15 protein-coding genes are annotated in these 20261 nt (G+C 72.2%); 14 read left to right on the forward strand and 1 reads right to left on the reverse strand.

Annotated features, from left to right (window positions below; all coding sequences use genetic code 11):
* Positions 1-204: 204 nt before the first annotated feature.
* The 8 genes from folC to rodA all read left to right on the forward strand — a co-directional run bounded on the left by folC (position 205) and on the right by rodA (position 9090).
* The gene (gene folC, locus ACZ7BZ_RS07670) at positions 205-1596 is read left to right on the forward strand and encodes a bifunctional tetrahydrofolate synthase/dihydrofolate synthase (RefSeq protein WP_470357586.1); all 1392 of its coding nucleotides are present in this window, start codon (positions 205-207) and stop codon (positions 1594-1596) included.
* Between the two features lies 1 nt (position 1597).
* A complete protein-coding gene (locus ACZ7BZ_RS07675; RefSeq protein WP_470357587.1) occupies positions 1598-1942 on the forward strand; it encodes a DUF4233 domain-containing protein in 345 nt (114 codons plus the stop codon).
* An 89-nt stretch (positions 1943-2031) separates the two neighbouring features.
* Positions 2032-2445: a nucleoside-diphosphate kinase gene (gene ndk / locus ACZ7BZ_RS07680; protein ID WP_470357588.1), complete on the forward strand. Its 414-nt coding sequence runs from the start codon at positions 2032-2034 to the stop codon at positions 2443-2445.
* A 329-nt stretch (positions 2446-2774) separates the two neighbouring features.
* Positions 2775-3800 (forward strand): rod shape-determining protein, encoded by a 1026-nt coding sequence (locus tag ACZ7BZ_RS07685; RefSeq protein WP_317621116.1) that lies wholly within the window; start codon positions 2775-2777, stop codon positions 3798-3800.
* 98 nt (positions 3801-3898) lie between these two features.
* A complete protein-coding gene (mreC, locus tag ACZ7BZ_RS07690) occupies positions 3899-4828 on the forward strand; it encodes a rod shape-determining protein MreC (protein ID WP_465741977.1) in 930 nt (309 codons plus the stop codon).
* Between the two features lie 3 nt (positions 4829-4831).
* Complete coding sequence (gene mreD, locus ACZ7BZ_RS07695) at positions 4832-5473, forward strand: rod shape-determining protein MreD (protein WP_470357589.1); 642 nt, start codon at positions 4832-4834, stop codon at positions 5471-5473.
* A 63-nt stretch (positions 5474-5536) separates the two neighbouring features.
* Positions 5537-7894, forward strand: a complete 2358-nt coding sequence (gene mrdA / locus ACZ7BZ_RS07700; RefSeq protein WP_470357590.1) for a penicillin-binding protein 2 — start codon at positions 5537-5539, stop codon at positions 7892-7894.
* Positions 7891-9090 (forward strand): rod shape-determining protein RodA, encoded by a 1200-nt coding sequence (rodA, locus tag ACZ7BZ_RS07705; RefSeq protein WP_380461838.1) that lies wholly within the window; start codon positions 7891-7893, stop codon positions 9088-9090. The genes mrdA and rodA overlap by 4 nt, the downstream gene beginning before the upstream one ends.
* Before the next feature lie 95 nt (positions 9091-9185).
* Here rodA and ACZ7BZ_RS07710 read toward each other — a convergent pair whose 3' ends face one another.
* On the reverse strand, positions 9186-10493 hold the full coding sequence (locus ACZ7BZ_RS07710; RefSeq protein WP_470357591.1) for a M14 family zinc carboxypeptidase: 1308 nt from the start codon (positions 10491-10493) through the stop codon (positions 9186-9188).
* Between the two features lie 449 nt (positions 10494-10942).
* Between ACZ7BZ_RS07710 and ACZ7BZ_RS07715 the strand changes: the two genes are divergently transcribed.
* The 6 genes from ACZ7BZ_RS07715 to obgE all read left to right on the forward strand — a co-directional run bounded on the left by ACZ7BZ_RS07715 (position 10943) and on the right by obgE (position 20226).
* A complete protein-coding gene (locus tag ACZ7BZ_RS07715) occupies positions 10943-12871 on the forward strand; it encodes a TIGR03960 family B12-binding radical SAM protein (RefSeq protein ID WP_470357592.1) in 1929 nt (642 codons plus the stop codon).
* A 222-nt stretch (positions 12872-13093) separates the two neighbouring features.
* A complete protein-coding gene (locus ACZ7BZ_RS07720; RefSeq protein WP_470357593.1) occupies positions 13094-13855 on the forward strand; it encodes a TIGR03936 family radical SAM-associated protein in 762 nt (253 codons plus the stop codon).
* A gap of 435 nt (positions 13856-14290) precedes the next feature.
* Positions 14291-17809: an Rne/Rng family ribonuclease gene (locus tag ACZ7BZ_RS07725; RefSeq protein WP_470357594.1), complete on the forward strand. Its 3519-nt coding sequence runs from the start codon at positions 14291-14293 to the stop codon at positions 17807-17809.
* A 231-nt stretch (positions 17810-18040) separates the two neighbouring features.
* A complete protein-coding gene (rplU, locus tag ACZ7BZ_RS07730) occupies positions 18041-18358 on the forward strand; it encodes a 50S ribosomal protein L21 (protein ID WP_030233759.1) in 318 nt (105 codons plus the stop codon).
* Positions 18359-18372: 14 nt separating this feature from the next.
* Positions 18373-18630 carry a 50S ribosomal protein L27 gene (gene rpmA, locus ACZ7BZ_RS07735; protein ID WP_030233756.1) on the forward strand — a complete coding sequence of 86 codons (258 nt, stop codon included), beginning with the start codon at positions 18373-18375 and terminating at the stop codon, positions 18628-18630.
* A 120-nt stretch (positions 18631-18750) separates the two neighbouring features.
* On the forward strand, positions 18751-20226 hold the full coding sequence (obgE, locus tag ACZ7BZ_RS07740; protein WP_380461843.1) for a GTPase ObgE: 1476 nt from the start codon (positions 18751-18753) through the stop codon (positions 20224-20226).
* The last annotated feature ends 35 nt before the right edge of the window (positions 20227-20261 follow it).

A 20261-nucleotide genomic window follows, 5' to 3' on the forward strand; every position in this document is an offset into this window, starting at 1 on the left:
TGCTGGCTCTTATTGGTTGTGAATCATTGCTTCATTGCCACCAGAACTCGCAGAATCGATAGCTAGGGGGGAGACTTCGGAACCAGGGCAAAGATGGGGCAAAGTGGTCGTTCCCACCCCGCCGCCCGCCGTGCCGCGATCACCGCCGGCGCCGCCGCCCTCGCCCTGTGAGGGCGGGCCGCCACCGCTCCGTAGACTGTGGTCGTGAGCGACAAGGCCGACCCGAACCCGTACACCCTCCGCCCCGCCGACGGCAGCACCGGCGACGCCCTGCGCGACGTCGAAGTGGAACTCTCCAAGCGCTGGCCGGAGAACAAGCTGGAGCCCTCGCTCGACCGGATCGAGGCGCTGATGGACATCCTGGGCCAGCCCCAGCGGTCCTTCCCGTCCATCCACATCACCGGCACCAACGGCAAGACCTCCACCGCCCGGATGATCGAGCAACTGCTCAGCGCCTTCGAGCTGCGCACCGGCCGCTACACCAGCCCGCACGTGGAGTCCGTCACCGAGCGGATCACCCTGGACGGCGCCCCGATCAGCCCGGAGCGGTTCGTCGAGGTCTACCGCGACATCGAGCCCTACGTGCAGATGGTCGACGCCGCGCAGCCCGTCCAGATGTCCTTCTTCGAGGTGCTGACCGGCATGGCCTACGCGGCCTTCGCCGACACCCCGGTGGACGTCGCGGTGGTCGAGGTCGGCATGGGCGGCTCCTGGGACGCCACCAACGTCATCGACTCCGTGGTGTCGGTGATCACCCCGATCGGACTGGACCACACCGACAAGCTCGGCGAGACCACCGGCGAGATCGCGGTCGAGAAGTCCGGGATCATCAAGTCCGGCGCCGTCGCCGTGGTCGCCCAGCAGCAGCTGGACGCCGCCCAGGTCATCCTGCGCCGGGCCGTCGAGGTGGACGCCACGGTCGCCCGCGAGGGCATGGAGTTCGGCGTGATCCGCCGTGAGCTCGCCGTCGGCGGCCAGCTGGTGACGCTGCGCGGGCTCGGCGGCGAGGAGTACGAGGACGTCTTCATCCCGCTGCACGGCGAACACCAGGCGCACAACGCGGCGCTGGCGCTGGCCGCGGTCGAGGCCTTCTTCGGCGTCGGCGGCGCCCGCGGCGGACAGCTGGACGTGGACAAGATCCGCCAGGCCTTCTCCGGCGTCTCCTCGCCGGGCCGGCTGGAGGTCGTCCGCCGCAGCCCCACGATCGTCCTGGACGCCGCGCACAACCCGCACGGCGCCCGGGCCACAGTCGCCGCGCTCTCCGAGTCCTTCGGCTTCACCCGCCTGGTCGGCGTGGTCGGGACCTCGGGCGACAAGGACGTGGCCGGCGTGCTGGAGGCCTTCGAGCCGATCCTGGCCGAGGTCGTCATCACCCAGAACTCCACCCACCGCGCGATGGACGTGGACGAGCTCGCGGCCCTCGCCGTCGAGGTCTTCGGCGAAGACCGGGTGCAGGTCGAGCCCCGGCTCGACGACGCCATCGCCGCGGCCGTCACCCTGGCAGAGGAGGAGGGCGACCTCGGCGGCGCCGGGGTGCTGGTCACCGGTTCGGTCATCACGGTGGGCGAGGCCCGCCTGCTGCTCGGGAGGAAGTGACATGAGGACGCTCTGCTCCTCGACGCTGATCGGCGAGGCGCTGCTGATCATGTTCGCGGCGCTGGTCGCGATGCAGCTGTCCAGCGTCTCGACGGCCACCGTGTGGATCGTCAGCGGGATCGCGATGGCGCTGTGCATCGCGCTCTGCGGCATGATCAACCGCCCCGGCGCGGTGCAGATCGGCTGGGCACTGCAGATCGGCCTGATCGCCAGCGGCTTCGTGCTGCCGACCATGTTCGGCCTCGGCGTGGTCTTCGCCGGCCTGTGGTGGTGCTCGGTGCACTACGGCCGCAAGGTCGACGAGTTCAAGGCCGCCCGCGCGGCCGCCGAGGCCCAGGCCACCTGACCCTCGGGCGGGGGTGGCCGACCGGTCGTTCACGCAAGGTAACCTCTGCCCCATACCGCATGCCGTACCAAATCCCCAGGAGACGCACCGTGTCCCAGCGCACTCTCGTCCTGCTCAAGCCCGACGCCGTCCGCCGCGGCCTGGCTGGCGAGATCATCAGCCGCATCGAGCGCAAGGCCGGCTGGCGGCTGGCCGCGGTCGAGCTGCGCACCTTCGACCGGGCGACCCTGGAGACGCACTACGCCGAGCACGTCGGCCGCCCGTTCTACGAGCCGCTGCTGGAGTTCATGACCTCCGGCCCGTCGATCGCGATGATCGTCGAGGGCGAGGAGGTCGTGAAGGGCATCCGGATGCTGGCCGGCGCCACCAACCCGCTGGAGGCCGGCTCCGGCACCATCCGCGGCGACTACGCGACCATCACCCGCGAGAACCTGATCCACGCCTCCGACTCCCCGGAGTCCGCCGAGCGTGAGATCAAGATCTTCTTCCCCGCGAACGTCTGATCCCGCAGCCGGATCGTCAGGGCGACGCCCCCGGCAGGACGTTCGTACCGCCCCGGTCGGGACCATTGGCCCGGCCGGGGCATTCTTATCGTGAAATAGGGAACTGGGGACGCCGACACGGCGTCCCAATGCTCGGAGAAGCGAACACGCTCCGGACAATGGACGGTATGCCCCGCGTCGATGTCCGTACCGAGCGGCGTGACTACGATGGACGCGACTCAAGGGCCCGGTACGGCAGCTCAGCTGGTCTCCGCCCAAGCGTGGGCGCGCATCCGTCCACCCCAAGAACTCCGAGCCCGGGAAGGCACCCACACCCCATGGCGAGCAACCTGTCGTTCATCGGCCGAGACTTGGCGATCGACCTCGGAACAGCCAACACGCTGGTGTACGTCAGGGGCAAGGGGATCGTTCTCAACGAGCCGTCCGTCGTCGCGGTCAACACCAACACCGGCGGCATCCTCGCGGTCGGCGCCGAGGCCAAGAAGATGATCGGCCGCACACCGGGCAACATCGTCGCCATCCGCCCGCTCAAGGACGGCGTGATCGCCGACTTCGAGATCACCGAGCGGATGCTGCGCTACTTCATCCTGAAGATCCACCGCCGCCGCTACCTCGCCCGCCCGCGCGTCGTGGTCTGCGTGCCCTCCGGCATCACCGGCGTCGAGCGCCGCGCCGTGATCGAGGCCTCCTCGCAGGCGGGCGCCCGCCAGGTGCACATCATCGAGGAGCCGATGGCCGCCGCGATCGGCGCCGGCCTGCCCGTCCACGAGGCCACCGGCAACATGGTCGTCGACATCGGCGGCGGCACCACCGAGGTCGCCGTCATCTCCCTCGGCGGCATCGTCACCGCCCAGTCCATCCGGGTCGCCGGCGACGAGCTGGACAACGCGATCGTCCAGCACATCAAGAAGGAGTACTCCCTCCTCCTCGGCGAACGCAGCGCCGAGCAGATCAAGATGAGCATCGGCAGCGCCTTCGGCATGGAGGGCGAGAAGGACGAGCACGCCGAGATCCGCGGCCGCGACCTGGTCAGCGGTCTGCCCAAGACCGTGGTCATCTCCGCCGCCGAGGTCCGCGCCGCCATCGACGAGCCGGTCAACTCGATCATCGACGCGGTCAAGACCACCCTCGACCAGTGCCCGCCCGAGCTGGCCGGCGACGTCATGGACCGCGGCATCGTGCTCACCGGCGGCGGCGCCCTGCTGCGCGGCCTGGACGAGCGGCTGCGCCGTGAGACCGGCATGCCGATCCACATCGCCGAGAACCCGCTCGACTCCGTCGCACTCGGCTCCGGCAAGTGCGTCGAGGAGTTCGAGGCGCTCCAGCAGGTACTGGACGCCTCACCGCGCCGTTAGCACCACGACGACACATTCCGACACTCAACTGAACGGGCCGCCGCCCGGGCCCCACAGCCCCGGGCGGCCGCCAGGTACGAAGGGGCAGTACCAGCACCGTGAGGGACACACGAGAGAGTCGGCTGCTGCTCATCCTGCTGGTGGCCGTCGCCTTCGCGCTGATCACCGTGGACATCAAGGGCGGTGAGGACTCCCCGCTCGGACCGGCCCGGCACGCGGCCGCCAGCGCCCTGGGCCCGGTCGAACGCGGCGCCGCCACTGTGGTGGACCCGGTCGCCAACACCGTCCGCGCCTTCCGCGACGCAGCCACCGACAACGGCCGCACCGACCAACTCGCCCGCGAGAACACCGAACTGCGGCAGAAGCTCGCCTCCTCCGACATGGCCACCGGACGCACCAAGCAGTTGGACGACCTGCTGCGGACCGCCGGCGCCGGCGGCTACACCGTCAAGGCCGCCCAGGTCATCGCGATCGGCCCGGCCCAGGGCTTCTCCTGGACCATCACCATCGACGCCGGCAGCGACGACGGCCTCACCCGCGACATGACGGTGATCAACGGCCAGGGCCTGGTCGGCCGGATCACCACCGTCGCCCCGACCACCGCCACCGTGCTGCTCGCCTCCGACCCCGGCTTCTCGGCCGGCACCCGGCTGGAGGGCAGCGGCGAGATCGGCTTCGCCTCCGGCGGCGGCGACAGCCCGATGAAGGTCTCCCTGCTCAACGGCAAGGCCCAGGTCAAGGCCGGCGACCGGCTGGTCACCTTCGGCTCGCAGAGCGGCCGCCCCTTCGTGCCCGGCGTCCCGGTCGGCAAGGTCACCGAGGTCCAGGCCAACGCCGGCCAGCTGACCAAGACCGTCCTGGTCGAGCCGTTCGTCCAGTTCACCCGGCTGGACCTGGTCGGCGTGGTCGTCGTGCCGCCGCGCACCGACCCGCGCGACGCCGTGCTGCCGCCCGCCCCCACCCCGGGGCAGAGCCAGGCCCCGGCCGCGTCCGCCGCCCCGCCCGCCAAGCCCACTGGGGGGAACTGAGCCATGCGCCTCGCCCGCATCCCCGTCTCCGCCGTCCTGATCCTGTTCGGCCTGATCCTCCAGGTCAGCGTGTTCGGACGGCTCCAGCTGCCGGGAGCCACCCCGGACATACTGCTGCTCGTCGTGGTAGGCCTGGCCATGGTCTACGGGCCGACCGGCGGCTGCCTGGTCGGCTTCTCGGCCGGTCTGCTGGCCGACCTCGCGCCGCCCTCCGACCACGCCATCGGCCGCTACGCGCTGGTGCTCTGCCTGATGGGCTACGCCGCCGGGCTGCTGCGCCCCGAGCACGGCCGCCAGCGCTCCGTCTCCAGCGCGCTGCTGGTCGTCGGCGCCGCGGCGATCGCCTCCACCCTGCTGTACGCGATGGTCGGCGCCCTGGTCGGCGACACCGCGGCCCGGCACGTCGGCCTCGTCGGACTGGTGATCAGCGCGCTGCTGTACGACCTGCTGCTGGCCCCCTTCGTGGTGCCGCTGGTGATGCTGCTCGGCCGCCGCTTCGGCCGCGACCCGGTGACGGCCGCCAGCGACGACGACGAGGGCGGCCCCGGCCTGGGCTCGCTGGCCCGCTACCGCACCACGCGTGAGGTCTCGAGCGGGCCGTCCTACAAGAAGCGGCGCATGCCCGGCTTCGCCCGGCGTCCGTAACCGTCCGGTCCAGGCCCGCCCCCGGACCTCCTGACCCTCCCGCACCCCTGGAGCGCACGAGACGTGAGCAACATCCCCGAGACCGGCCGTACCCGGCGGGTGACGATCCGTCTGGTGGTGCTGCAGATCCTGGTGCTGTCGCTGCTCGCCACCCTCGGCGGACGGCTGTGGTACCTGCAGATCCGCAACGCCAAGGAGTACACCGCCAAGGCGACCGGCAACCACATCCGCGAGGTGGTCGATCCGGCCGTCCGCGGCGAGATCCTGGACGCCTCCGGGCGGATCCTGGCCGGCAACGAGACCCGGCTGGTGGTCTCCGTCAGCCGTACCTCGCTGCTCCAGCAGAAGGACGGCGGCAAGGGCGTCCTCGGCCGGCTGGCCGACGTGCTGGGCATGCCCGCCAAGGACGTGCAGGAGAAGGTCCGGCTCTGCGACGCCAAGACCCCGCAGCCCTGCTGGAACGGCTCTCCCTACCAGCCGATCCCGGTCACCAAGGAGGCGACCACCCAGCAGGCGATGCAGATAATGGAGCGCCGCGAGGACTTCCCCGGGGTCACCGCGCAGCCCACCGCCGTACGCCGCTACACCGGCGCCGAGGGCGCCAACATGGCCCAGGTGCTCGGCTACCTCTCGCCGGTCACCGACGACGAGGTCAGCAAGACCGCCGACAAGACCGGCCTGGACCGCTACCTGCCGGCCGACCAGATCGGCCGGGCCGGCCTGGAGTCGGTGTACGACCGCGACCTGCGCGGCACCGCCGGCATCACCAAGCTGGAGGTCGACAACCTCGGCCGGGTGATCGGCACCGCCGGCACCGTCGCCCCGCAGACCGGCAACAACCTGGTGACCAGCATCGACGCCCGGGTCCAGAAGGTCGTCGAGGACAACCTGGCGCAGGCCATGGCCGACGCCCGGAACACCTTCGACAAGGTCACCAACCGCAACTACGAGGCCGACTCCGGCGCCGCCGTCGTGATGGACGTGCACACCGGGCGGATCGTCGCCATGGCCAGCGCCCCGACCTACGACCCCAACCTGTGGGTGGGCGGCATCAGCGGCAAGGACTACCAGTCGCTGACCAGCAAGGACTCCAACTTCCCGCTGCTGAACCGGGCCATACAGGGTCAGTCCGCCCCCGGCTCGACCTTCAAGGTCGTCTCCACCACCGCCGCCGTGCAGGCCGGCTACTCGCTGGACGGCAACTACCCCTGCCCCAAGAGCCTGACCATCGGCGGCCGCGAGTTCAAGAACTTCGAGAGCGAGAACTTCGGCGCCATCTCCCTGGAGAAGGCGCTGGAGGTCTCCTGCGACACCGTCTTCTACGGCCTGGCGTACGACCAGTGGACCAAGGACGGCGGCATCAAGCCGAAGAAGGACCCGGGCGACTGGTTCTTCAAGACCGCCCACGAGTTCGGCCTCGGCGCCAAGACCGGCATCGACCTGCCGGCCGAGGTCCCCGGCCGGGTGCCGGACCGGCAGTGGAAGCAGTCCTTCTACGACAACAACAAGGACGCCTGGTGCGCGCAGGCGCAGAAGGGCGGCAACAGCTTTTCGGACCAGATCGCCCGGGAGAACTGCGTCGACGGCTACCAGATGCGCGCCGGTGACGCCGTCAACTTCGCGATCGGCCAGGGCGACACCCTCGTCACCCCGGTCCAGATGGCCCGGATCTACTCGGCCCTGGCCAACGGCGGCACCTTCTACCGGCCGACCATCGCCAAGGCCGTGATAAGCCCGAGCGGAGACCTCGTCCGCGAGATCGCCCCGCACGAGGACGCCAAGTTCCCCGGTGACCAGAAGCTGCTCAGCTACATCGACCAGGCCACCGCGGGCGTCATCACCAGCGGTACCGCCGCCTGGAAGTTCTCCGGGGCCGGCTGGCCGCAGAACAAGATCGAGCTGCACGCCAAGACCGGAACCGCCGAGGTCGAGGGCAAGCAGACCACCTCCTGGCTGACCACGTACAGCAAGGACTACGCCGTCGTCATGACGATTAGCCAGGGCGGCACCGGCTCCGGCGGTTCGGGCGACGCCGTCCGCCGGATCTACCAGGCGCTGTACGGCGTGGACGACAAGGGCAACATCGACAACAGCAAGGCGCTGCTGCCCGCGCCGCAGGGCGAGCTGCCGAAGTTCAACCCGGACGGCACCGCGATCATCAAGCCGGCCTCGTACGGCACCGGCGCGGTGCAGGGGCCGGCCGCCCCGGCGCAGGGCGTTCCGGTCGCGGCTCCGGCTCCGGTGCTGCTGGACACCGCCTCGGCCCAGCCGGGGGCGGCCGCGCCGGCGGACTACGGCCCGGCCCACTACGACCCGGGAGCGACCTTCCTCGACCCGGCGCCGCCCGCCGACAGTCCGGCGTCGTACACCGCGACCGACACCGCCCTCGAACCGAACCGCCAGGGAAGGGGACGGGCATGACCTCCTACGGCTCGTACCGGCAGCTGAGGCTGACCCCGCAGCGCAGCGGGGTCTCCAAGGCCCTGGCCAAGGACTCCCCGCTCTGGCGGCTGGACTGGATACTGCTGCTGGCCGGACTGGCCCTCTCGCTCGGCGGCTCGCTGCTGGTGTGGTCGGCCACCCGCGGGCGCGACAACCTCACCCACGGGGACCCGCAGTACTTCCTCTACCGGCACCTGACGAACTTCGTGATCGGCCTGGTGCTGTGCGCCGTGGTGATAGCGATAGGAGCCCGGCGGGTCCGCACCCTGGTGCCCTTCGTCTACATCGGCGTGCTCCTGCTGCTGCTGGCGACGCTCAGTCCGATCGGCTCGACCGTCAACGGCGCCCACTCGTGGATCCAGCTCGGCGGCGGATTCTCCGTCCAGCCGGCCGAGTTCGCGAAGGTCGCCATCCTGCTGGCGATGGCCGTCGTGCTGTCGGACCAGGTGGACGCCGGGGAGCGGGAGTTCCCCTCGCACCGGGCGGTGTTCCGGGGCCTGATCTGGGCCGCCCTGCCGATGGGACTCGTCCTGCTGATGCCGGACGCCGGGTCGGTCATGGTGATGTCGGCGATCGTGCTGGGCATCCTGCTCGGCTCCGGTGCCGCCAACCGCTGGGTGCTCGGCATCCTCGCGCTCGGCGTCGGCGGGAGCATCGCGATCTGGAAGCTCGGGCTGCTGAGCCAGTACCAGATCGACCGCTTCGCCGCCTTCGCCAACCCCCAGCTCGACCCCAACGGCGTCGGCTACAACACCGCCCAGGCCCGGATCGCCATCGGCTCGGGCGGGCTGACCGGCAAGGGGCTGTTCCACGGGACGCAGACCATCGGGCAGTTCGTGCCGGAGCAGCAGACCGACTTCGTGTTCACCGTCGCCGGAGAGGAACTGGGCTTCGTCGGGGCGCTGGCGATCATCGCGCTGGTCGGCGTGATCCTCTGGCGGGCCTGCCGGATCGCCCGCCAGGCGACTGACCTGTACGGGACGATCGTGGCGGCCGGGATCATCGCCTGGTTCTCCTTCCAGGCCTTCGAGAACATCGGGATGTGCCTGGGGATCATGCCGGTCGCGGGCATCCCGCTGCCGTTCGTCTCGTACGGCGGCTCCTCGATGTTCGCGGTCTGGATCGGGATCGGGCTGCTCCAGGCGGTGCGCAGCCAGCGGCCGATAGCGGCCTGAGCGTTCGAGTGGCAGGACGGTGCAGGGCGGGGCCGGTCCGGGAGCTATCCCGGACCGGCCCTTCTGTCATGCGGCAATGAATAGTTGACGGGTCGTCAGCTTTGCTGAAGCAGGCAGTCGGCGGCGGTGAGGACCGCCCGGGTCTGGTGGGCCAGCTGCTCCTGGACCGGCACCCAGCGGGCACCGAAGCGGTGGCGCAGCCGCTCCAGACTGTCCGTGACCACGGCACGGGCGCGCTCGCGGGCGGCCTCCGCCACCGGGCCGCGGACGTCGGCGAGCAGCCGCAGCAGGATCGAGGCGACCCGTAGCGGCAGCCGGGCCGCGACCAGCCCGGTTGTGGTCGCCCGGGAGACGCTCACCGGACCGGCGCACCACAGCTCCAGCCACTCGGCGGCCACCCGCGGCGCCACCGCCAGGTTGAACTCGACGGTGCGCACCAGCGGGCCGTACGCCTCCCGGGCCTGCGCCGGGACGCGCGCGAGCAGTGCGGTGAGCTGCTCGGTGCGGAGGGTGAGGTCGCGGGCGGCCTCGCCGACGGCCCGCGGCCCCGCCGGGTGGGTGCGGCTGTCGCCGACCGCGTCCACGGCCCACATCGGGACCTCCAGGACGGCGGTCACCGCGCCGTGCCGGGCCGCGTACGACCAGGTGGACAGCTCCGGCTCGTCCGGCAGCGCCCGGGAGGCACCGGCTCCGCCGGGCGCCGGCATCAGGTAGGTGCCGGGGGCGGGGCTGGGCCAGCCGATGGCGTCGTAGGAGTCCACGTCGAGCGGGATGCCGGCCCGGTCGGCGGAGCGGGCGAAGCGCTCGGCGAGACCGCGCACCGGGCCGGTCAGCTGGACGAAGGCGCCGCCGAAGTCCACCCCGTGCAGCGAGCACTGCAGGAAGGGGCGCAGCTCGTCGATCAGCCCGGTCAGTGCCAGGCTCTCCGGCATCGGCCGGCGGCCGGAGCCCGGGGCGGGCAGCAGCTCGGGCTGCTCCTCGAAGGCGGGGCGGAAGAAGTGCTCGTAGTGGCGGTGCATGGTGAGCGGGCCGTCCAGCCAGCCGGCGTTGAGCGCGGCGCCGTCCGGGTCCAGGCACAGCAGCAGGTGCCAGGACAGGCCCGGCCGGGCGGGGCGCTCCAGTAGCACCTCGGCCAGCCGGACGGCGGCGGCGGTGCCGATCGGCTCGTTCGGGTGCGGGCCGCCGACCACCAGGACGGCGCGCGGCCCGCGGTCCACCGAGAGCAGCAGCAGCGGGCGGCCGGCCCGGGAGCGGCCCACCTCGCGCAGCCGGCAGCGGTCGGGGTGGCGCAGGGCGAGCCGCCGGGCCGCGCACTCGGCCTGGGCCGGGGTGGGGTAGCGGGCCGGCCGGGCGTCGGGGGTTCGCAGGGTCAGGGGCCGGACCCGCCGACCGGTGTCGGTCATGGTTCTCCTTGCGACCGGTCGTACGGCCGCCGGGGCGCGGGCATGCCGCGCCGCCGGACGCGGCCTGCGGGCCGGGGACGGGCTCTGCGGGGCCGGGGGAGGGGGCCGCGCGGGGACGGGGGAGGGCGTGCTGGGGTGGGCTGGCCGCCGGGGGGAGTCGGCGTTGGCCGAGCGTACGACCCAACTCCCGTCTCGGGAAGGGGTGCAGGGCCTTGAGCAGGGCCCTGTCAGTACCGCACGGGCTCTCCGGGCGTGTCAACGGCGGACGACGCCGGGCGGCGGGCGCGCACCGCGCGTGCCGGGGCGGTCACCGGCGGGCACGGATCGCGCCGGGGCGCACGGGCGGGGGTCTGCTCGGACGGGCCGTTCCCCGGATTGGGCTACCCTTGAGGGTCACCCCTCCCGTGCCGGATCGCGGCACCGAATCACGTCGTAAGGGTTCCTAGTACATGACTGTCGAATCGGTCTTCCCACGCCTGGAGGCCCTCCTCCCGCACGTCCAGAAGCCGATCCAGTACGTCGGCGGCGAGCTCAACTCGACCGTCAAGGACTGGGACGCCTGCGACGTCCGTTGGGCGCTGATGTACCCCGACGCCTACGAGGTCGGGCTCCCCAACCAGGGCGTCATGATCCTCTACGAGGTGCTGAACGAGCGCGAGGGCGTGCTCGCCGAGCGCACCTACAGCGTCTGGCCGGACCTCGAGGCGCTGATGCGCGAGCAGGGCGTCCCGCAGTTCACGGTGGACGCCCACCGCCCGGTCAAGGCCTTCGACGTGTTCGGGCTGTCGTTCTCCACCGAGCTCGGCTACACCAACATGCTGACCGCGCTCGACCTGGCCGGCATCCCGCTGGAGGCCAAGGACCGCACCGACGAGGACCCGATCGTCCTGGCCGGCGGTCACGCGGCCTTCAACCCGGAGCCGATCGCGGACTTCCTGGACTGCGCGGTGATCGGCGACGGCGAGCAGGCCGTCCTCGACATCACCGAGATCATCCGTGCCTGGAAGGCCGAGGGCCGCCCGGGCGGGCGCGACGAACTGCTGCTGCGCCTGGCGCGCACCGGCGGGGTGTACGTGCCGAAGTTCTACGACGTGGAGTACCTGGCCGACGGCCGGATCGGCCGGGTCGTGCCGAACGCCCCGGGCGTGCCGTGGCGGGTGTCCAAGCACACCGTGATGGACCTCGACGAGTGGCCGTACCCCAAGCAGCCGCTCGTCCCGCTCGCGGAGACCGTCCACGAGCGGATGTCCGTGGAGATCTTCCGCGGCTGCACCCGCGGCTGCCGCTTCTGCCAGGCCGGCATGATCACGCGCCCCGTGCGGGAGCGAAGCATCACCGGCATCGGCGAGATGGTCGAGCGCGGGCTCAAGGCGACCGGCTTCGAGGAGGTCGGCCTGCTGTCGCTGTCCAGCGCCGACCACACCGAGATCGGCGACATCGCCAAGGGCCTGGCCGACCGCTACACCGAGGACAAGATCGGCCTGTCGCTGCCGTCCACCCGCGTCGACGCCTTCAACATCGACCTCGCCAACGAGCTGTCCCGCAACGGACGCCGCTCGGGCCTCACCTTCGCCCCCGAGGGCGGCAGCGAGCGCATGCGCAAGGTGATCAACAAGATGGTGTCGGAGGAGGACCTGATCCGCACCGTCGCCACCGCCTACGGCAACGGCTGGCGTCAGGTGAAGCTGTACTTCATGTGCGGCCTGCCCACCGAGACCGACGAGGACGTGCTCCAGATCGGTGAGATGGCGAAGAACGTCATCCAGAAGGGCCGCGAGGTCACCGGCCAGAACGACATCCGCTGCACCGTCTCCATCGGCGGTTTCGTGCCCAAGCCGCACACCCCGTTCCAGTGGGCCCCGCAGCTGTCCGCCGAGGCCACCGACGCCCGCCTCGCCAAGCTGCGCGACTCCATCCGCGGCGACCGCAAGTACGGCAAGAACATCGGCTACCGCTACCACGACGGCAAGCCCGGCATCGTCGAGGGCCTGCTCTCCCGCGGCGACCGCCGGATCGGCGCCGTCATCCGCGCCGTCTACGAGGACGGCGGCCGCTTCGACGGCTGGCGCGAGTACTTCTCGTACGACCGCTGGATGGCCTCCGCCGAGAAGGGCCTGGCCGGCACCGGCGTCGACGTCGACTGGTACACCACCCGCGAGCGCTCCTACGAGGAGGTCCTGCCCTGGGACCACCTGGACAGCGGCCTCGACAAGGACTGGCTGTGGGAGGACTGGCAGGACGCCCTGGAGGAGGTCGAGGTCGACGACTGCCGCTGGACGCCGTGCTTCGACTGCGGCGTGTGCCCCCAGATGCAGACGGTCATCCAGATCGGGCCCACCGGCAAGAAGCTGCTGCCGTTGACGGTCGTCAACAAGTAGGCGGCGGTACGTCCTTCGACCCCCGTCCGGAGCGTTCCGGGCGGGGGTCGGTCGTGGGCGGCTGACCAGGGGCGGAGCGAGGGGGGTGGCGGGGCGCGTACCCTTTGAGGTGACAGCGTCCGGACAGTGGCGGGTTTGCGCCGCGCCGGACGGGGAGAACTGACTAAGGACTGAGCGACCCTGGCACGCCGTACGCCCGATGGTCCGCCGCCCGCGCCGACGGTGCAGCGGATTCGTCTCCGCTACACCAAGCGCGGCCGGCTCCGCTTCACCAGCCACCGTGACTTCCAGCGCGCCTTCGAGCGCGCCCTGCGCCGGTCCGCCGTTCCGATGGCCTACTCGGCCGGCTTCACCCCGCACCCGAAGGTCTCCTACGCGAACGCCGCCCCGACCGGGGTCGCGAGCGAGGCGGAGTACCTGGAGATCGGGCTGGCCGCCGTGCGTGACCCGGAGGAGCTGCGGGCGCAGCTGGACGGCTCGCTGCCGCCCGGCCTGGACGTGATCGACGCGGTCGAGGTCCGGACGCCGAACTTCGTGGAGCGCCTGGAGGCCTCCGAGTGGCTGATGCGCCTGGACGGCGTGGAGCCGGACGAGGCGGTGCAGGCGGTCCGGAAGTTCCTCGCCGAGGAGAAGGTCGAGGTCGAGCGCCGGACCAAGAACGGCGTGCGGGTCTTCGACGCGCGCGGTGCGGTGGCGGCGCTCGAAGCCGTCGAGCCGCAGGTCGACGGCGGTGCGGACACGGCGGCCGGAACCGACCGCGATGTTCGGACCGGCCGTCCCTGTGCGATACTGCGCCTGGTAGTACGACACGCGACACCCGCCGTACGACCCGACGACGTATTGTCCGGTCTCCGTGCGACGGCCGACCTGGCGCCGCCGGTCCCCGCAGAGGTGACCAGGCTGGCGCAGGGGCCGCTCGACGAGGAGTCCGGCACGGTGACCGACCCGCTGGCGCTCGACCGCGCTGCGGCCCCGGCAGGCTGAGAAACGGCCGCCGGGCCGCGCGCTACCGCGTCCGCCTAGTGGGCGGAGGCCGGGTCCAGTACCTCACTGGACCCGAAGGTCCTCCAGGGTTCCCGCGGCTCCCCAGGGGAGCGAGCGTCGTCGCAGCACAGGCCGGCCACTCGGGGCCCGTCGACCAGGACGGTCGAAGGGCCCGGGACCCCGTCCGGGAGCCACCCGGGGTTGGGGGACGGCTCAGCTTGGGAAAACCACAGAAGACTGGTCAGACCAGAAGACTTTCGACACCCCGCGCCACGCGGGGCGCCGAGCGAGACTACGAGCCCCTGTGCGGCCTCGCGTCCGCGCGGCGGCACCGTCAAAGGGTCCGGCCCGAGCATCGTCGCGATGCCGGCCGCCCACTGGTGCCGCGCCGTGCCCGGATGCGGAGCCCGGGGGCCTGACGGGAGATCCACCCGCATGCTCGATAACACCGATCCGCAGCAGAACGCGGCCACGGAACAGAACGAAACCGCCGCGACCGGTGGTGAGGGCGCGTCCGCCGCGCCGCCGCGCCGTCGTCGCCGGGCGGTGTCCCGCCCGGCGGGCACCCCGCAGGGGGCGGCCACCGAGGCGGCCGAGACGGTCGTCCCGGTTGAGACGACGGTCATCCCGGCCGAGACGCCTGCCGCCGAGGCGGCCCCGGTTGCCGAGAAGCCGGTCCGGGCCCGCCGGACCCGCAAGCGGGCCGAGGCTCCGGCCGGTGCTCCGGAGGAGACCGCGATCGTGGTCACCGCTCCGGAGGCCGAGGAGGCCAAGGCGGCGGAGAGCGAGGTCGCGCAGACCAAGGCCGAGGAGAAGGCGGAGAAGCCCGTTCGGGCCCGCCGCACCCGCAAGCGGGCGGAGGCGCCCGTCGAGACCGCCGCCGCCGAGGAGCCCGCGGCCGAGACCGCCACCCCGGTCGCGGCCCCCGTCGCCGAGCCGGTGGCCGAGGAGGCCCCGGCCGCTCCGGCCCGCCGCCCCCGCCGCCGTCGCGTGGTCGAGGCCGCGCCGGTGGTCGAGGCCCCGGTCGAGGAGCCGGTGGCCGAGGAGCCCGCCGTCGAGGAGGAGCCCGCCGCGGAGGAGGCCGTCGAGGCTCCCGCCGCTGCGCCCGCGCCCGCGCCGGTCGCCGAGGCCGAACCGCACCACCGGGTGCGCCGCCGTGCGGTCCGCCCGGCCACCGCGGTGTTCCAGGCGCCGGTCTTCCAGGAGCCCGCCCCCTACGTCGCGCCCGCCGCGCCGCAGCAGCCGGCCGCCGTCGCCGCCGCCGCGGCTCCGGCCCCGGTGCCGGTCGAGGCTCCGGCCGCTGCCGAGCGCTCGGAAGAGGACGAGTACGAGTACAGCGGCGTCGGCCGCCGTCGCCGGGTCCGCACCCGGGTCGAGCCGGGCCGCCGCAAGGCGGCCGCCGAGGCCCCGGCCAAGGCGCCCGCCAAGGCTGCCCCCGCGAAGGCCGCCGCCAAGGCCCCCGTGGTGGAGGCCCCGGTCGTCGAGGCGCCCGCCGTGGAGGCCCCCGCCGCCGGTCCGGAGACCGAGGACGAGTGGGAGGACGGTCGTCCGTCGCGCCGTCGCCGTCGGGGCGGCCGCCGCCGTCGCCGTGGTGAGGCCGAGGAGTTCGAGGCCGCCGAGACCGAGCAGCCCGTCGCCGAGGAGCCGGCCCACGTCGCCGAGGAGGAGGACGAGGACGACGACGATCTGGCCTCCGGCCTGTCCTCGTCCCGCCGTCGCCGCCGCCGTCGCCGCCGCAGCGGTGAGGCCGGCGCCGTCGAGACCGCCGAGACCACCGAGGACGGCGTCCGCACGGTGGTGAAGGTGCGCGAGCCGCGCCGCCGCTCCACCGAGCCGTCCTTCGACCCGGACGAGGTGCAGTCCATCAAGGGCTCGACCCGTCTGGAGGCGAAGAAGCAGCGCCGCCGTGAGGGCCGCGAGCTGGGCCGCCGCCGGGTGCCGATCATCACCGAGGCCGAGTTCCTGGCCCGCCGGGAGTCGGTCGAGCGCGTCATGGTGGTGCGCCAGAACGGCCAGCGCACCCAGATCGGCGTGCTCGAGGACGGCGTGCTGGTCGAGCACTACGTCAACAAGGAGCAGGCCACCTCGTACGTCGGCAACGTCTACCTGGGCAAGGTCCAGAACGTCCTGCCGTCGATGGAGGCCGCCTTCGTCGACATCGGCAAGGGCCGCAACGCGGTGCTGTACGCCGGTGAGGTCAACTTCGGCGCGCTGGGCCACGGCGGCCCGCGCCGGATCGAGTCGGTGCTGAAGTCCGGCCAGTCCGTGCTGGTGCAGGTCTCCAAGGACCCGATCGGCCACAAGGGCGCCCGCCTGACCAGCCAGATCTCGCTGCCCGGCCGCTACCTGGTGTACGTGCCCGAGGGCTCGATGACCGGCATCTCGCGCAAGCTGCCCGAGAACGAGCGCGCCCGGCTGAAGCAGATCCTGAAGAAGATCGTCCCGGACGACGCGGGCGTCATCGTGCGCACCGCCGCCGAGGGCGCCTCCGAGGAGGAGCTGACCCGCGACGTCCAGCGCCTCCAGCAGCAGTGGGAGGACATCCAGAAGAAGGCCGCGACCGGCAACGCCCCGGCGCTGCTGTACGGCGAGCCGGACATGACCGTCCGGGTCGTCCGCGACATCTTCAACGAGGACTTCACCAAGGTCATCGTCTCCGGCGACGAGGCGTGGACGACCATCCACGAGTACGTCTCCAACGTGGCCCCGGACCTCGCCGAGCGGCTCCAGCGGTGGACCTCCGAGGTGGACGTGTTCGCCACCTACCGGATCGACGAGCAGCTGATGAAGGCGCTGGACCGCAAGGTCTGGCTGCCCAGCGGCGGTTCGCTGGTGATCGACCGCACCGAGGCGATGGTCGTCATCGACGTCAACACCGGGAAGTTCGTCGGCCAGGGCGGCAACCTGGAGGAGACGGTCACCCGGAACAACATCGAGGCGGCCGAGGAGATCGTGCGCCAGCTGCGGCTGCGCGACCTCGGCGGCATCATCGTGATCGACTTCATCGACATGGTCCTGGAGTCCAACCGCGACCTGGTGCTGCGCCGCCTGCTGGAGTGCCTGGGCCGGGACCGGACCAAGCACCAGGTGGCCGAGGTCACCTCGCTGGGCCTGGTCCAGATGACCCGCAAGCGGGTCGGCCAGGGACTGCTGGAGTCCTTCTCCGAGGCCTGCGTGCACTGCAACGGCCGCGGTGTGATCGTCCACATGGAGCAGCCGAGCGCCCACGTCCACACCTCGGCGGCTGCTGCCGTCGAGGCCGGCAGCGGCAAGCGCCGTCGCCGGGGCAAGGGCGGCGCGGGCCACGAGGAGCCGCAGGCCGTCGAGGCCGGGTCGACGGTGGCCGAGGCCTTCGCCGAGGCCGACGTGGAGCCGGCCGAGCCGGTGCGCGAGGAGATCGAGGGCCAGCTGGCCCTGGAGGTCCCGGGCGTCGAGGTGACGGAGGAGGCCCCGGCGGCCGAGACCGCCGTGGTCGAGGCGCCGGTGGTCGAGGCCCCCGCCTCCGCTCCGGCCGGCCGTCCGCGCCGCCGCGCGGTGCGCAAGGCGACGGCTCCGGCGGGTGCGCCGCAGGCCGCCGAGATCGTGGTGCTGCAGGCGAAGGCCGACGCGGCCCTGGAGGCGGCGCTGGCGGCCGCCGCCCCGGCCGCCGCCCCGGCCGTCGAGACCGCGGAGGCCGCCGCGGAAGCGGCGCCCGAGGCCGTCGCCGAGCCCGCCGTCGTGGAGGCCGTGGAGGCCCCCGCAGCGGAGGAGGAGTCCGCCGAGGAGGCCCCGGCTCCCAAGAAGCGGGCCGCCCGCAAGACCGCCGCGAAGAAGACCGCCGCCAAGAAGACGACGGCCGCCAAGAAGACGACCGCGGCGGCCAAGAAGACCACCGCCCGCAAGACCGCGACCAAGCGGACGAGCGCGGCGGCCAAGAAGGCCGCGGCCGCCGAGGGTGATACGGCGGCCGAGTAGTGCCCGAGCCCGGGGCGGGAGTCCTTCCCGCCCCGGGCCGTACGGGCCGGTTTGCCCCCGGGGCGGCCGGTCCGTATTCTTGACCTTCGGCGTGTCTACGCCGCGCTCCCGAGCACATCACCTTCCCGAGAGCACCGCGCCCAGCGCGGGGCGAACGGGGAGAGGCTCCTGTGTCCGTACCCAGGCGGCTGGCGTCGGGAGTTCCGACCGAGTTGGGAAAGTAGGTACCGCATGTACGCGATCGTTCGCGCAGGCGGCCGCCAGCACAAGGTCGCCGTCGGCGACGTGCTGGAGATCGACCGTATCGAGGCCAAGCCGGGTGACTCGGTGGAGCTCTCGACCATCCTGGTCGTCGACGGTGACGCCGTCACCTCCGACCCGTGGGTCCTGGCCGGCGTGAAGGCTCACGCCGAGGTGGTCGACCAGACCAAGGGCGACAAGATCGTCATCCTGCGCTACAAGAACAAGACCGGCTACCGCCGTCGTCAGGGTCACCGTCAGAAGCACACCGCGGTGCGCATCACCAGCATCGACTCGGTCAGCAAGTAAGGGGATAGCGGAAAATGGCACACAAGAAGGGCGCAAGCTCTACTCGTAACGGCCGTGACTCGAACGCCCAGCGCCTCGGCGTGAAGCGCTTCGGTGGCCAGGTCGTCTCCGCCGGCGAGATCATCGTCCGCCAGCGTGGCACCCACTTCCACCCGGGTGCCGGTGTCGGCCGTGGTGGCGACGACACCCTGTTCGCGCTGACCGCCGGTGCGGTGCAGTTCGGCAACCGTCGCGGCCGCAAGGTCGTCAACATCGTGGCCGTCGAGGCCTGAGTCCCCGCGGACTCTCGAGTCTCTCCAGACTCACACTGAAGGGTGGGCCGGAATGTTCCGGTCCACCCTTCGGCTTTACGCAGACAGCAAGCAGACAAATCCGCACTGGAGGCACACCTCATGACCACCTTCGTGGACCGCGTCGAACTCCACGTCGCCGCGGGTAACGGGGGCCACGGCTGCGCCTCCGTGCACCGGGAGAAGTTCAAGCCGCTCGGCGGGCCGGACGGCGGCAACGGCGGGGAGGGCGGCAGCGTCATCCTCACCGTGGACGCGCAGGTCACCACCCTGCTCGAGTACCACCACTCGCCCAAGCGCAAGGCCACCAACGGCAAGCCCGGCGCGGGCGGCCACCGGACCGGCGCCGACGGCGACGACCTCGTCCTGCTGGTGCCGGACGGCACCGTGGTGCTGGACCGCAAGGGCAACGTGCTCGCCGACCTGGTCGGCCACGGCACCAGCTTCGTCGCCGCCCAGGGCGGCCGCGGCGGTCTCGGCAACGCCGCGCTCGCCTCGGCCCGCCGCAAGGCCCCCGGCTTCGCACTGCTCGGCGAGCCGGGCGACGCCCGTGACATCGTGATGGAGCTCAAGTCCGTCGCCGACGTGGCCCTGGTCGGCTACCCGAGCGCCGGCAAGTCCTCGCTGATCTCGGTGCTCTCCGCCGCCAAGCCGAAGATCGCGGACTACCCGTTCACCACCCTGATCCCCAACCTCGGCGTGGTCACCGCCGGCGACACCGTCTACACCATCGCCGACGTGCCCGGCCTGATCCCCGGCGCCAGCCAGGGCCGCGGCCTGGGCCTGGAGTTCCTGCGGCACGTCGAGCGCTGCTCGGTGCTGGTGCACGTGCTGGACTGCGCCACCCTGGAGCCCGGTCGCGACCCGCTGAGCGACCTGGAGACCATCGAGGCCGAGCTGGCCGAGTACGGCGGTCTGGAGGACCGGCCGCGCCTGGTCGCGCTCAACAAGGTCGACGTCCCGGACGGCCAGGACATCGCCGACCTGACCCGCGCCTCGCTGGAGGAGCGCGGCTTCCAGGTGTTCGAGGTCTCCGCCGCCTCCCGCAAGGGCCTGCGCGAGCTGAGCTTCGCGGTGGCGAAGATCGTCGCCGAGGCGCGCGCCGCCAAGCCGGTGGAGGAGTCCACCCGGATCGTGCTGCGGCCCACCGCCGTGGACGACGAGGGCTTCACCATCGAGGAGGAGGACGGCGCCTACCGCATCCGCGGCGTCAAGCCGGAGCGCTGGGTCCGCCAGACCGACTTCAGCAACGACGAGGCCGTCGGCTACCTCGCCGACCGGCTGGCGCGCCTCGGCATCGAGGACCGGCTGTGGAAGATCGGGGCGCACGAGGGCGACACCGTCATCATCGGCCCGGAGGAGAACGCCGTCGTCTTCGACTGGGAGCCGACCATGGCCGCCGGCGCCGAGATGCTCGGCCGCCGCGGTGAGGACCACCGGATGGAGACCCAGCGCCCGGCCGTCGACCGCCGGCGCGAGAAGCAGAAGGGCCGGGACGCGGCCGAGGCCGAGTTCCTCGCCTTCGAGGCGCTCTCCGGCGGCCGGCAGGCCGCCATCGAGGACGACGAGGACCAGTAGGTCCGGTCGGTCTCCGGAAAGGCCTCCGCCACCTC

Source organism: Kitasatospora sp. NPDC036934 (genome assembly GCF_055608425.1).